This window comes from Streptomyces sp. NPDC002324, from assembly GCF_053593335.1.
In genome coordinates, this window is sequence record NZ_JBSFCF010000003.1 from 92,868 (window position 1) to 105,373 (window position 12,506).

Here is a 12,506-nt window from a genome sequence, read left to right on the forward strand (position 1 = left end):
GGACGACACCCCGCCCCCGGCCTCGGCCCGCTTCCCCGACACCCCACCGGCGGCACGTGACACCGCACGGCGGACGGACGTTCCACGGTCCTCGGGTCGGGCACCGACCTCGGGTCCGGCACCGTCATCGGGCCCGGCACCGTCCTCGGGCCCGGCACGGTCCTCTGGTCCCGCACGGCCCTCGGGAGCCCGGGCGGCCGACCCGGCCCCACCTGTCGGCGGCCGATCGCCCCGACCCTCCGGCCCACCCGCAGAGCAGGCGCCACCACGCTCCTCCGCAAGCGCGCCCTCCCGCCCGGCCGCACAGCCCCCGGCGCAGGCACCCGGTGACGGCGTACCGGGCTCCGGTGGCGCCGTCCCGCCCACCGCGCCGCCCCCGCGTCGGCCCATGCCCCAAGAGCGGGCCCCCGAGGGCACGCCCCACCCGAGGCCCCTCACCCCCGAGCGTCCCGGCGGCTGGCAGCCTCCGTCGGCTTCGTCCCGGCGGTCCGCCGAAGCCCTCGACGGCGTCCTCGGCGCCGCCGCCGGGCGGCCCTTCGTGACGTTCGCGCAGCCGGACACCTCGCCGTGGACCGCGCCGGAGCCGTACACCACGCGCCGCAGGCCGCGCCCCACCAGGGCGAGGGCGGCGGCCGTGGCCGCGTGCGTGGTGCTCGGCATCGGGCTCATCGGCGGTGCGGCGGCCGGGAGTTGGCTCACCGGGGACCCCGGGGCGGACGGCTCCCGCGACACCTTCGCGGTGGCCGGACAGCTGTGGCACGGCGTACCCGTCGACGAACTGTTCCCGCCCACCGTGCGCGGCGAGGGCGCCGGACCCGGCGGCACCGACCGCACCTGGACCCGGATCGCCGTCGCGCGCGACAGCGGCTGCGCGAACGCCTTCGACCCGCTGCTGCGCAAGGTCCTCGCCCCCGTCGGCTGTCTGCGGCTGCTGCGCGCCACCTACACCGACGCGACCCGCAGCAACGTCATCACCGTCGGCCTGATGTTCACCAAGGCCGACGCCGCCGCCATGACCGCGCTCAGGAACCGCTTCGCGAAGGACGAGCTGGACCGCCGCACCGACCTGATGCCGAGGCCGTACGCCGCCGAGGACACCGTCGCGGCCGGCTTCGGCGACGACCAGCGGGCCTCCTGGACGATCTCCGTCCTCACCGACGTCCCCGTCGTCGTCTACGCCGTCTCGGGCTTCGCCGACGGCCGCACCGTCACCGAACCACAGCCGGCCGAGGACGCGATGAAGCCCGGCGCCACCACCGCACCCGCCCAGTCCGGTCTCGGCCACGAGGCGAAGGGCCTCGCCGACCGCATCGAACGCGGCCTGCGCAGGACCGCCGCGTCCGCCACGGAGCAGCCCTCATGACCGCAGGGAAACCCGGAACCCCCGGGACCGCCGTACCGGCAGGAGAGACCGCGCGGGCCGTGACGCCCACCCGGGCCGGCCGCCGTGCCCGGCGTCCGCGACTCCGCCTGCTCAGCCTTCCCCTCGCCGCCTCCCTGGCCCTCCTGCCGTCCACCGCCGCGCACGCCGACGGCATCCGGGACCAGCAGTGGGCGCTGGATGCGATGCACACACAGGAGGCATGGCGTACGACGAAGGGGGCCGGCATCACCGTCGCGGTGCTCGACACCGGCGTCGACGACGAGCACCCGGACCTCGTCGGCAACATCCTGCCGACGAGGGACATGGTCGGCTTCGGGGCCTCGCGCGGCGACCGTGCCTGGGCCCGGCACGGCACGGCCATGGCCGGGATCATCGCCGGGCACGGACACGGCCCGAACAACGCCGACGGCGTCCTCGGCATCGCCCCCGAGGCACGGATCCTCCCTGTCCGCGTCATCCTCGAGGACAAGGACGCGGCCCGCTCCAAGGCCCGCAGCACCCGCGGCAACGCCCTCGCCGAAGGCATCCGCTGGGCCGCCGACCAGGACGTCGACGTCATCAACCTCTCCCTCGGCGACGACTCCGAGTCCGCCCACCCGGAACCCTCCGAGGACGCCGCCGTCCAGTACGCCCTGGCGAAGGGCTCGATCGTCGTCGCCTCGGCCGGCAACGGCGGCGCGAAGGGCGACCACATCTCCTACCCGGCGGCCTACCCGGGCGTGATCGCGGTGACCGCCGTCGACGAGGACGGCGACCGCGCCCCGTTCTCCACCCGTCGCTGGTACGCCACCGTCAGCGCCCCCGGCGTCGACGTCGTCATCGCCGACCCGGACCGCAAGTACTACGAGGGCTGGGGCACCAGCGCCGCCGCGGCCTTCGTCTCCGGCGCCGCCGCCCTCATCAAGGCGGCCCACCCGAGCCTGACCCCCGCCCAGGTCAAACGCCTCCTGGAGGAGACCGCCCGCGAAGCCCCCGCCGGCGGCCGCGACGACTCCCGCGGCTTCGGCTTCGTCGACCCGGCGGCCGCCATCGAGAAGGGCATCGAACTCACCTCCGACGACCTCAAGACCGCGTCGTACGGCGGCAAGTACTTCGGCTCCGGCCCGGACCCGGTCGAGGAGGAGGACCCGACCGTCGGCTGGGCCGCCCCCGCCGCGGGCGGAGTCGGAGCGTTCCTGCTGGTCATGGCCGTGATGGTCTGGCGCGGACGCGGTCGCGGCCGGCCCGACGAGTACATCGTCTGAAGGCGGCGCCTACGAGGTGCCGGCCGCCCCCGCCGCACCCGTCGTGCCCCCGAACACCGAGACGGCCGCCCGCGCGGCCGCCTCCACCAGCGTGACCCCCTTCGCCTTCGTCGTGTTGCCGTGCGACACCACCGCGACCAGGTACGCCCGCCCCTCCACCGTCACCCGGCCGACACTGTTGATGTCCCACAGCCCGGTCGCGGTACGCGGCAACCACCCGTTCTTCAGGGCGAATCCTGATCCTCCGACCCCGCCCGACGCAGCCGCCGAGACGCCCCAGTCCTGCCCCGGGGCGATCCGGCCCATCAGCTCCTGGACGTACGACCGTGCGGCCGCGCTCAGCTCGGACGTGCCGTCGTCCCCGAACACCTGCCGGAGAAGGGCGAGTTGATCGGCCGCCGTGGTCTGGGTGAGGCCCCAGTACAGGCCGTCGCCGCCCTCGGTGTCCGTCAGCCCGAACCGCTCGTTCGCGGCGTCGAGGCCGCCCGCCTGCCCGATGACCTTCCACAGCGCCGTCGCGGACGCGTTGTCGCTGTCCCGGATCATCGCGGAGGCGTACGTCCGCTCCCGCGCCGTGAGCGGCCGGCCCGCGTCCTCGGCCCGCAGCAGCAGGGCCGCCAAGATGTTCAGCTTGACGATGCTCGCGGTGTCGAAGCGCGCGTCCCCGTACCCGGCCGATTCCCCGGAGGCCACGTCCAGCACCGACACCGACACCGCCGCCCCGTCCTCGACGGACACCTCCGCCAGGGCAGCCGCGAGCAGCGCGTCGTGGTCCGCCTCGGGCGCCGCCACAGGTTCCACCGAAGCCTCCTCAGCGACCGCGCCCGCGCCCGGCGCGGTGGAAGCGGAGGCCGGGGGCGGTACCGACGATGACGCCGACGACGATACGGCGGAACCCCCGCCGTCCTGCGCCCGGGCCCTCATGTACACGGACCCGGCGGCCGTGCCGCCCACCAGGACGAGGGCGACGAGCGCGAGGTGGACGAGCGGACGGCGCACGGACGGACGGGCGCGGCGACGGGCTCCGGATGACGGCATGCCGCGATGGTTCTGGACTCCGCTGTGCGTGCGGTGAGGCGCTTGTTAAATGCGTGTCAGGGACGGCTGAGAAAACCGTGAGCGATGTGACCGTCACGTTTCCGGCCTGCCGGACGCCCGGGAGACCTCCCCCGATAGGCTCGACGACCGTGGCGAACAAGAACATTCCCGACCCCGGCTTCTCCGACGACGACGGTTCCGCCGACCCCCGGCTGAGCGCCGCGCTCGCCGCCTGGGCGGAGGACCGCACGGCCGTGGGCCCCGTCCTCGAAGCCCTAGAGGGGGCCCGGCTGCTCGTGCCCGTCGTGGCCGTGCTCGGCGAGGTCGAGGTGGACGAGAGGGGGCTGCGCCGCGAGAAGACCAGCGACATGGCCGTCCCCACGCTGAAGGCCGGCGGCCGCACCGCCCTGCCCGCCTTCACCTCCACCGACTCCCTGGCCCGCTGGGACCCGGCCGCCCGCCCCGTCGCCGTGCCCCTGCGCCAGGCGCTGCAGGCCGCCGCGCACGAGAAGGCGGACACGGTCGTCCTCGACCTCGCCGGTCCCGTCACCTACGAGCTGACCGGCCGCGCCCTGCTCGCGCTCGCCGAGGGACGCACCACCACCGACCCGCTCGCCGACCCCGCCGTCCGCGACGCCGTCCGCGCGGCCGTCGCCGCCGAGCCGGCCGTGCTCAGCGCCCACCTCGGCCCCGGGCGGGCCGACGGAACCCTGGCCCTCGTCCTCGACCCGTCCGCGGACCCGGCCGAGGCCGCGCAGTCCGTCGCGGGCCGCCTCGCCGCCGACGAGACACTACGGGCCCGCCTGGTGCGCGGCCTCGACCTGGCACTGCTGCCGGCCGGGGCGACGCCACCGGGCGAGCCCTTGTACGTACGGGGGTAGCGGTCGCCGCGGGGTCTAGCCGTAGACCGGGCCCGTGTACTTCTCGCCCGGGCCCTGACCCGGCTCGTCCGGTACGACCGACGCCTCGCGGAACGCCAGCTGCAGCGACTTCAGACCGTCGCGCAGCGGGGCCGCGTGGAAGGAGCTGATCTCGGTCGTGGACGCGTCCAGCAGACCGGCGAGGGCGGTGACCAGCTTGCGGGCCTCGTCCAGGTCCTTGTACTTGTCGCCCTCCTCCGTCAGGCCGAGCTTCACCGCGGCGGCGCTCATCAGATTGACGGCGACGGTCACGATCACCTCGACCGCGGGGACCTCGGCGATGTCGCGGGTCATCGAGTCGAAGTCGGGGTTCTCAGGAGGGGTCTCACTCATGCCCCACACGATAGGCCCCGGCGCGCGCGCCCCCACCTGCGGGAGTCCCGCGCAGCCCGATTGGCACGCCAGGTTTCAACCCGGTATGGTGGTGTCAACGACCGGCTGGACACCTGTGTGCCCGGCCCGCAAGTGGAGGCTCCGAACTCCCACCTGACTGTCCTCCGGGACGGCAGGTCAACCGGTCAGACGGCCCCCACCGTTCCGTACGGACGGTGGAGTCGTCCGATACTGCGCCCCGCGGCACACCCGCGGCGGTGCTCCGGCAGTACATGGAGCCCCGCCTGTGTCCCGTCCGGGGCATTTTTCATGGCCCCTGACGGTTGGTCTCTATGTCAACCAGACATAACACGGCGGTCCGCCAGACCGGCGTGTGGTGCTACCGAGGAGGATCCATCAGCACCGAGCCCCGCATCAACGACCGGATTCGCGTTCCCGAAGTGCGACTTGTCGGTCCCAGCGGCGAGCAGGTCGGGATTGTTCCGCTTGCCAAGGCCCTGGAGCTTGCGCAGGAGTACGACCTCGACCTGGTCGAGGTGGCGGCGAGCGCGCGCCCGCCGGTCTGCAAGCTCATGGACTACGGGAAGTTCAAGTACGAGTCGGCCATGAAGGCCCGTGAGGCGCGCAAGAACCAGGCGCACACGGTCATCAAGGAAATGAAGCTCCGGCCGAAGATCGACCCGCACGACTACGACACCAAAAAGGGTCACGTCGTCCGGTTCCTCAAGCAGGGCGACAAGGTCAAGATCACGATCATGTTCCGTGGTCGCGAGCAGTCCCGGCCCGAGCTGGGCTACCGACTGCTGCAGCGTCTCGCCTCGGACGTCGAGGATCTCGGGTTCATCGAGTCGAACCCGAAGCAGGACGGCCGAAACATGATCATGGTTCTCGGTCCGCACAAGAAGAAGACCGAGGCGATGGCCGAGGCCCGCCAGGCGCAGGAAGCCCGGAAGGCGGAAGCGAAGGCCAACCCAGGCAAGTCGCAGAACGCCGCCGAGCACAGCGACGCCGAGGACACCGACGTGGAGCTGGAGCACGTCGAGGCCGAGGCGCCTGCCGAGGAGCCTGCCGAGGCGTAAGTCCCCGGGACGTGAGTCCGGGGGAAGCTCTGGACACCGTCCAGGGTGTCAACCGAAAGAAATGACGTTCCGTCGTGCCCGGTTTCGCGACCGGGCACCGGAGCGCCACTGACGAGGAGAGAACGGCGCTATGCCGAAGAACAAGTCGCACAGCGGTGCCAGCAAGCGCTTCAAGATCACCGGCTCCGGCAAGGTGCTCCGTGAGCGCGCCGGCAAGCGCCACCTGCTCGAGCACAAGTCGTCCCGCGTGACGCGTCGCCTCACCGGCAACGCCGAGATGGCCCCGGGCGACGCCGCGAAGATCAAGAAGCTTCTCGGCAAGTGACGCGGCGGCGCCTGATCGGTTGATCGAAGCGCGCCGTACGTACGTCAGGACCGGGACCCCATCGATTTCGGGTCGTGTGAGGACAACCACGGCCCCGCTACAAGGAGTAAAAAGTGGCACGCGTCAAGCGGGCAGTAAACGCCCACAAGAAGCGCCGGGCGATCCTCGAGGCGGCCTCCGGCTACCGCGGTCAGCGTTCGCGCCTGTACCGCAAGGCCAAGGAGCAGGTCACCCACTCGCTGGTCTACAACTACAACGACCGCAAGAAGCGCAAGGGCGACTTCCGTCAGCTGTGGATCCAGCGCATCAACGCTGCGGCCCGCCAGAACGGCATGACGTACAACCGCCTCATCCAGGGTCTGAAGGCCGCGAACATCGAGGTCGACCGCAAGATCCTCGCCGAGCTGGCCGTCAACGACGCCACGGCGTTCTCCGCGCTGGTCGAGGTCGCGCAGAAGGCGCTGCCGGCGGACGTGAACGCGCCCAAGGCGGCGTGACGCTCGCGTCGGCCTGAGCCGTGTGAGAGGTGACCCGGACCCGCAGGTGCTTGCCGCCTGCGGGTCCGGGTGTTTTTTCGGCGCGTTGTCGGGTGCGGGCCCGGTGGGGCTTCTACGCAGTTCCCCGCGCCCCTGACAGCCCAGGCCCCTGCGGGCCTGAAAGCACGGGGCGCAGCCCCTGCTTCTCAGGGGCGCGGGGAACTGCGCGACCAGCGGCCCCCCCCCCCCCCCCCCCCCGCCCCGGGGGCCCCCCCCGGGGTGGGGGGGTGGGGGGGGGCGGGGGGGGGGGGGCGGGGGGGGGCCCCCCCCCCCCCCCCCGCCGCACGCACACGTACCGGCCTTTCGGTGGCCCTGACTCACAGGCCCCGCTCACAGGCCCCGGTGGCGCCGGTCCTCGACGTCCGCACCTGTCGACGCGGCTCCGCCCGCGGCCCCCGTCACTGCGTCGGTCGCGGTCCCGACACCGGGTGCGACGGGCGGAGGCGGCGGATACCCGGCCGGTCCCTGGCCGCCCGGGGGTGTCCCCGGCGCCGTACCGCCGACGACCCCGTCACGGTCCGCCGAGGGCCGCGCCGCGCCCCTGAGCAGGTACGCGGCCACACCGAGCACCACGGCGGTGATCAGGGCGGCGGCCCAGTCGGGCAGGACCAGACAGAGCGCCAGCCCGACGGCCAGCGCCACGGCGGCACCCGCGTACAGGGCGAGCGCCCCGGATGCCGCGTACAGCGCTGCCCTGCGCCGCTGCTTACGGGTCTGCTGCCGCAGCTCCTCACGGATGGTCTCGCGGGCCACCTGCGCCAACTCGTCGACCAGGTGCCTGTCCAGATGTTCCAGATGATCCAAGCGGTCCATCGCGGCCGAGTACCCGGCCCCCTGCGCACGTAACGCGGCGCACGGCGCTCCGCACGGCACTCCGCACGCGGGCGGAAAAGGCACGCGTTCGGTGATCCCGCGTTTCGATCACCGTCGCCGCCCGGCCCCAACTAGGCTCGTGCGCATGGAGATTCTCGGTACCACGCTCCGCATCTGCGTCGACGACCTGGAAGCGGCGGTCCCGTTCTACGAGAGACTCTCGGGCGGACCGGCGATGCGTTTCGAACGCGGTGGCGTCCAGGTCGCCGCCGTCGGCTGCTTCCTGCTGATGAGCGGCCCGGAGTCCGAGCTGGAGGTCCTGCGGAAGGTCACCGCCACCCTCGCCGTCGAGAACGTCGACGAGGCCGGCCAGATCCTCACCGCCTCAGGCGCCAAGGTGCTGGCCGGCCCGATCCCGACCCCCGTCGGCCGCAACCTCATCGCGGTCCATCCCGACGGCTCGGTCTACGAGTACGCCGACCGCAGGGCGACGGGCTAGCCGTCCGGTCCACCGAGGCGGGTGCCGGTCGGGGGCCCGGCGGCCGGTCGGTCCGTCGGGGCCGGTTCGGCGAAGGCGCGCACGCCGATGTCCGTGGGCAGCGCGCCCGCGGTGCCGTCGGGATCCGGATCGGGGTCGTAGATGGTGACGTCGAGGTCGACGCAGTGCGGTGAGGCGACCAACGGGCGCAGCAGCGCGGTCAGTTCGTCGGGGAGGAGTCCGTCGGGGTCGGGGCTGTCGACGGCGGGCATGACGGACGGGTCCAGCACGTCGGCGTCCAGGTGCACCCAGAAGCCGCTCAGTTCGGGTGTCTCGAAGCGCTGCGCGGTGACCCGGGCGAGATCGTCCGCGCCCCAGGGGCGCGGAGCGCCGACCGTCACGACCGGGATCCTGAGCGCGGCCGGCTCCGCACGGTCGTCCGGCCGACGGCCCCCGTCCGGCCACGCGCCCGTGCCCGCCTGCCCGCGAGCCGGCTCACGGGCCGGCTCGCTCACGACTCCCGAGCGGGTCCCGGGCGTCCCATCTCCACGGTCAGCGCCCACCGCTGATGGTCCCGCCACGCCCCGTCGATGAAGAGGAAGTCCGGCGAGAACCCCTCCAGCCGGAACCCGCAGCGGCGGGCCAGCGCGATGGAGGCGGCGTTGCCGGGCTGGACGTTGATCTCCAGCCGGTGCAGCCCCATGAATTCGAACGCGTAATCGATGACCAGCCCGAGCCCCTCCCCCATGAGCCCCCGTCCGGCGGCATGCGCGAAGGCGCCGTAGCCGAGGGCGCCGCTGCGGAAGCCGCCCTCCACGATGTTGTTGATGTTGATGAACCCGGCGATCCCCCCGCCGTCCCGCTCGCACACCAGGAACCCGGCCTTCGTCGGATCCCCGATGAGCCGCCCCGCGTAAGCCGCGTACGCGGCGGGGGTGGCCGGCGGAAAGAGCCACGGGTGGTGCAGATCCCTGCTCTCCCGCACCCGCGCGGTGAACTCGGAGCCGTCCTCGGGCGTGAAGTGCCGGATGGCCACGCGGGAGCCCGCGATGAGGTGACGAACATGTCCGGACACCCCGCCACGGTACTTCGCTCCAGGTGTCACCTGCGCCGTCTCATGAAGAACGCCCCGCACACCGCCCCCACCAGGCCTGTCCCCAGCAGCGCCATCCACAGCGGCATGGTGACCTCGGTGACCAGCAGCTGGATCTCGGTGTTCTGGGTGTTCTGGAAGACGAAGACGAGCGCCAGGGCCGCCAGCAGCCCCACGACGACCCTGCCGGGTGTCAGCAGATCGCCCCACCGCTTCCGCCGGTGCGTGCCGACCCGTTCCGATGTCTTCGGGCTCATGACTCCAGGATGACGCGAGCCGTCGGAACCCGCCCGGTGGGAGCCTGCCGGCTGCCTCGGCATGCGGCTTTCAGATCAGCGCCGGCTCGTCCAGCGTCAGCGTCCCCGCCTCGGTGTCCAGCTCCGCCGTCACCCCGAACGGGATCGTCAGCGCTCCCTCCCCGTGTCCGAAGCCGAACTCCTCCACCACCGGCACCCCGGCCCCGCCGAGCCGGTCCACGAGCAGCGCCCGCACCTTGTCGTACGGTTCGCACTCCGCCCAGGAGCCGAGGACGATGCCGGCGACGCCGTCGAGCCAGCCCGCGCGGAGCAGCTGGGTGAGGTAGCGGTCCAGGCGATAGGTCTCCTCGCCCACGTCCTCCAGACACAGCAGGGCGCCCCGGGCGGATCGGCGGGCGTGCGGATTGCCGAGTTCGGCGGCGAGCAGGCAGAGGCAGCCGCCGAGGAGGACGCCCCGGGCGCGGCCGGGCACCAGGGCGGTGCTGCCCTCGGCGGCCCGGATCGTGCGTACCGTCTCGGGGGCGAACAGGGTGGCGCGCAGATGCTCCTGGGATCGGGTGTTCTTGATGAAGTCGACACCCGCCGCCATGGGGCCGTGCAGGGTGACCAGCCCGGCACGGGTGGCGAACGCCTCGTGGAGCGCGGTGATGTCACTGAACCCCACGAGTGTCTTGGGGCCCGCCGCGCGGATGGCGTCCCAGTCGAGCAGGTCGACCATGCGCTGGACGCCGTAGCCACCGCGGGCGCACAGCACGGCGGACACGGACGGGTCGCACCAGGCGGCCTGGAGGTCGGCGGCCCGGTCGGCGTCCGTACCGGCGAGGTAGGGGAAATCCGGGTGCCGGTCGAGCGTGTGCGGGGCGACGACGGGGTCGAGATCCCAGCCGCGCAGGATGTCCAGCCCGGCGCTGAGCCGCTCCTCGGCCACCGGCCCGCTGGGGGCGACGACGGCCACGCGGGCACCGGGGGCGAGGCGGGCTGGTCGGGTCAGTGGTGTCACTTGGTGAGCTCCAGAGTAGGGATACCCGGAGGATTCAACCCGAAGACCTGCGCGTACAGCGAAAGCTCCGCCTCGAGGACGCGCACGGTCGTCTCCGCCCGCCGGAAGCCGTGCCCCTCCCCCTCGAAGGCGATGTACGCGTGCGGCACCCGCCGCTCCTCCAACCCGGCCAGGAAACGCTCGCACTGCGCGGGCCGGCAGATCACGTCGTCGAGGCCCTGGAGCAGCAGGAAGGGCGCGGTGATCCGGTCGGCGTGCTCGCTCGGCGACCGCTCCACGTACCGCATCGGTTCCTCCGCGAGCGGCCCCACCAAGCTCTCCAGATACTGGGACTCGAAGTCGTGGGTTTCCCCAGACCCCCACGTCGTGAGGTCGAGAACGGGATACAGGATGGTTCCGCAGGCGTAGACGTCGGTCGTGGTGAGGGACACGGCGGCGGTCCAGCCACCGGCGCTGCCGCCCCTGATGGCGAGCCTGGTCCGGTCGGCGGTGCCCTCGTCGGCGAGGGCGAGGGCCACCGCCGCGCAGTCCTCGACGTCCATGACACCCCACTGCTCGCGCAGCCGGTTGCGGTACTCCCGCCCGTACCCGCTCGACCCCCCGTAGTTGACCTCCGCCACCCCGATGCCGCGTGAGGTGAAGTAGGCGATCGCCAGGTCGAGGACCAGGGGCGCCCGGCTGGTGGGCCCGCCGTGCGCCCAGACCACGTAGGGCGGCAGTTCGGTGCTGAAGGCGACGCAGCCGGGGTGGTGCGGCGGATAGACGTGCGCGTGGATCTCGCGTCCGGCGGGGCCGAGGAAGGAGCGGATCTGGGGTTCCGGGTAGTAGGCGGGGTCGACCGGGTCGTCGTGCGCGGCCCCGATCACGCGGGCGTCGCCGGTGGCCGCGTCCAGCTCGACCACCTCGTAGGCACTGCGGGGGCTGGCCCCGATGCCGATGACCCGGCTGCCGCGCACGGCAAGCGACGGGGCGAACTCGGTCCACGGTCCGGCGGCGTCGACGACCTGGCCGGTGTCCAGGTCGAGGATGCCGAGCGCGGTGGCGCCCCGCCCGTGCACCACGGCGGCGAGTCCGCCGTCCAGCAGCGCGAACCAGCGGTGGCCGACCTTCCACAGCGGTCCGCCGAACTCCTCCTCCCGCGCGCAGAGAGCCGTGCGGTCACCGCTGTCGGGGTCGAGCCGGTAGAGGTTCCAGTAGCCGGTGGTGTCGCTGGAGTGGACGAGGGTCCCGTCGGCCGCCCACTCGACCTGCGCGACCGACTCCTCCGGGCCGCCCGCGACGGCGCGGGGCTCGCCCAGCAGACCGTCGCCGGTCACCTCGGCGACCAGCAGTGAGGTGCCGTCCCACGGCATGGCCGGATGGTCCCAGGCCAGCCAGGCGGCACGGCGGCCGTCGGGCGACAGGCGGGGGCCGGTGACGAACCGGCGGCTGTCGTCGGTGAGTTCGCGTACGGCGTGCCGGTCCTCGGCCGCCGAGCCGTCCAGCGGCACCGCGGCGACGACCCGCCGGACGTCGGTGGGCCCGTCACCGGTGAACTCCTCCAGGACGCACCACACCTCGTCTCGTTCCGGGTGCGGGCGCGGGTCCGCCCAGCGCAGGCCGCCGCCCACCGTCGACACCGGGGTGAGCGGGACGGGCTCGCCGCCCGGTTCGAAGCCGTAGAGGCGCTGGTCGGCGTGGTTGACGAAGACCACGAGGGGACCGGTGTCCCGCAAGACGCCGGTCCAGGGCTGCCCGCCGTACTCCATGACCCGGCTGCGCACGTCCCACGGGGCCGGCAGCACCGACTCCTGGGTGCCGTCGGCCGTGCGCCGGACCAGGGCGCGCCGGCCGCCCTCCGCGGGCCGTGGCTCGGTCCACCACGCCTCGTCGCCGACGAAGCCCACGAACTCGGGATGCCCGTCGTGCGCGGCGGCGAGCGCCGCGTCGATCGGCGAGGGCCACGAACCGTACGCCAGGGTCTGCACCTTGTCCCCCATCTGCCTTGGTCCCCCGTGTGTCATCGC

15 protein-coding genes are annotated in these 12,506 nt (G+C 73.2%); 7 read left to right on the forward strand and 8 right to left on the reverse strand.

The window, feature by feature from the left end; genetic code table 11:
• Nucleotides 1-388 precede the first annotated feature (388 nt).
• Together ACWCRJ_RS06490 and mycP are read left to right on the forward strand one after the other, a co-directional pair.
• A complete protein-coding gene (locus ACWCRJ_RS06490) occupies nucleotides 389-1,363 on the forward strand; it encodes a hypothetical protein (RefSeq protein ID WP_450938235.1) in 975 nt (324 codons plus the stop codon).
• Complete coding sequence (mycP, locus tag ACWCRJ_RS06495; protein ID WP_450938236.1) at nucleotides 1,360-2,628, forward strand: type VII secretion-associated serine protease mycosin; 1,269 nt, start codon at nucleotides 1,360-1,362, stop codon at nucleotides 2,626-2,628. The genes ACWCRJ_RS06490 and mycP overlap by 4 nt, the downstream gene beginning before the upstream one ends.
• 9 nt (nucleotides 2,629-2,637) lie before the next feature.
• Here mycP and ACWCRJ_RS06500 read toward each other — a convergent pair whose 3' ends face one another.
• On the reverse strand, nucleotides 2,638-3,666 hold the full coding sequence (locus ACWCRJ_RS06500) for a serine hydrolase (RefSeq protein WP_450938237.1): 1,029 nt from the start codon (nucleotides 3,664-3,666) through the stop codon (nucleotides 2,638-2,640).
• 149 nt (nucleotides 3,667-3,815) lie between these two features.
• Here ACWCRJ_RS06500 and ACWCRJ_RS06505 point away from each other — a divergent pair, with 149 nt between their 5' ends.
• Entirely contained in the window at nucleotides 3,816-4,547 is a 732-nt protein-coding gene (locus ACWCRJ_RS06505; protein WP_450938238.1) for an SseB family protein, read from the forward strand.
• Between the two features lie 15 nt (nucleotides 4,548-4,562).
• Here the strand turns inward: ACWCRJ_RS06505 and ACWCRJ_RS06510 are convergent, their stop codons facing one another.
• Complete coding sequence (locus tag ACWCRJ_RS06510) at nucleotides 4,563-4,919, reverse strand: DUF1844 domain-containing protein (protein ID WP_037701706.1); 357 nt, start codon at nucleotides 4,917-4,919, stop codon at nucleotides 4,563-4,565.
• A gap of 371 nt (nucleotides 4,920-5,290) precedes the next feature.
• Between ACWCRJ_RS06510 and infC the strand changes: the two genes are divergently transcribed.
• The 3 genes from infC to rplT all read left to right on the forward strand — a co-directional run bounded on the left by infC (nucleotide 5,291) and on the right by rplT (nucleotide 6,820).
• Nucleotides 5,291-5,998, forward strand: coding sequence for a translation initiation factor IF-3 (infC, locus tag ACWCRJ_RS06515; protein ID WP_450938416.1), 708 nt, complete (start codon nucleotides 5,291-5,293; stop codon nucleotides 5,996-5,998).
• 130 nt (nucleotides 5,999-6,128) lie between these two features.
• Nucleotides 6,129-6,323: a 50S ribosomal protein L35 gene (gene rpmI, locus ACWCRJ_RS06520; protein ID WP_003977225.1), complete on the forward strand. Its 195-nt coding sequence runs from the start codon at nucleotides 6,129-6,131 to the stop codon at nucleotides 6,321-6,323.
• A 113-nt stretch (nucleotides 6,324-6,436) separates the two neighbouring features.
• Nucleotides 6,437-6,820 (forward strand): 50S ribosomal protein L20, encoded by a 384-nt coding sequence (rplT, locus tag ACWCRJ_RS06525; RefSeq protein WP_005485307.1) that lies wholly within the window; start codon nucleotides 6,437-6,439, stop codon nucleotides 6,818-6,820.
• 369 nt (nucleotides 6,821-7,189) lie between these two features.
• Here the strand turns inward: rplT and ACWCRJ_RS06530 are convergent, their stop codons facing one another.
• Nucleotides 7,190-7,672, reverse strand: coding sequence for a phage holin family protein (locus ACWCRJ_RS06530; RefSeq protein WP_450938239.1), 483 nt, complete (start codon nucleotides 7,670-7,672; stop codon nucleotides 7,190-7,192).
• 145 nt (nucleotides 7,673-7,817) lie between these two features.
• On the opposite strand from ACWCRJ_RS06530, the gene ACWCRJ_RS06535 reads away from it, so the two are divergent.
• The gene (locus ACWCRJ_RS06535) at nucleotides 7,818-8,171 is read left to right on the forward strand and encodes a VOC family protein (protein ID WP_450938240.1); all 354 of its coding nucleotides are present in this window, start codon (nucleotides 7,818-7,820) and stop codon (nucleotides 8,169-8,171) included.
• On the opposite strand, the gene ACWCRJ_RS06540 is transcribed toward ACWCRJ_RS06535, so the two are convergent.
• From ACWCRJ_RS06540 to ACWCRJ_RS06560, 5 genes are all read right to left on the reverse strand, one after another.
• Nucleotides 8,168-8,665: an arginase family protein gene (locus ACWCRJ_RS06540; protein ID WP_450938241.1), complete on the reverse strand. Its 498-nt coding sequence runs from the start codon at nucleotides 8,663-8,665 to the stop codon at nucleotides 8,168-8,170. The genes ACWCRJ_RS06535 and ACWCRJ_RS06540 overlap by 4 nt on opposite strands.
• Complete coding sequence (locus ACWCRJ_RS06545; RefSeq protein WP_450938242.1) at nucleotides 8,662-9,225, reverse strand: GNAT family N-acetyltransferase; 564 nt, start codon at nucleotides 9,223-9,225, stop codon at nucleotides 8,662-8,664. The genes ACWCRJ_RS06540 and ACWCRJ_RS06545 overlap by 4 nt, the downstream gene beginning before the upstream one ends.
• A 26-nt stretch (nucleotides 9,226-9,251) precedes the next feature.
• Nucleotides 9,252-9,500 carry a lipopolysaccharide assembly protein LapA domain-containing protein gene (locus ACWCRJ_RS06550; RefSeq protein WP_450938243.1) on the reverse strand — a complete coding sequence of 83 codons (249 nt, stop codon included), beginning with the start codon at nucleotides 9,498-9,500 and terminating at the stop codon, nucleotides 9,252-9,254.
• Between the two features lie 70 nt (nucleotides 9,501-9,570).
• Complete coding sequence (locus tag ACWCRJ_RS06555; RefSeq protein WP_450938244.1) at nucleotides 9,571-10,500, reverse strand: S66 peptidase family protein; 930 nt, start codon at nucleotides 10,498-10,500, stop codon at nucleotides 9,571-9,573.
• Nucleotides 10,497-12,479 (reverse strand): LpqB family beta-propeller domain-containing protein, encoded by a 1,983-nt coding sequence (locus tag ACWCRJ_RS06560; RefSeq protein ID WP_450938245.1) that lies wholly within the window; start codon nucleotides 12,477-12,479, stop codon nucleotides 10,497-10,499. Before ACWCRJ_RS06560 ends, ACWCRJ_RS06555 begins: the two co-directional genes overlap by 4 nt.
• Nucleotides 12,480-12,506 lie beyond the last annotated feature (27 nt).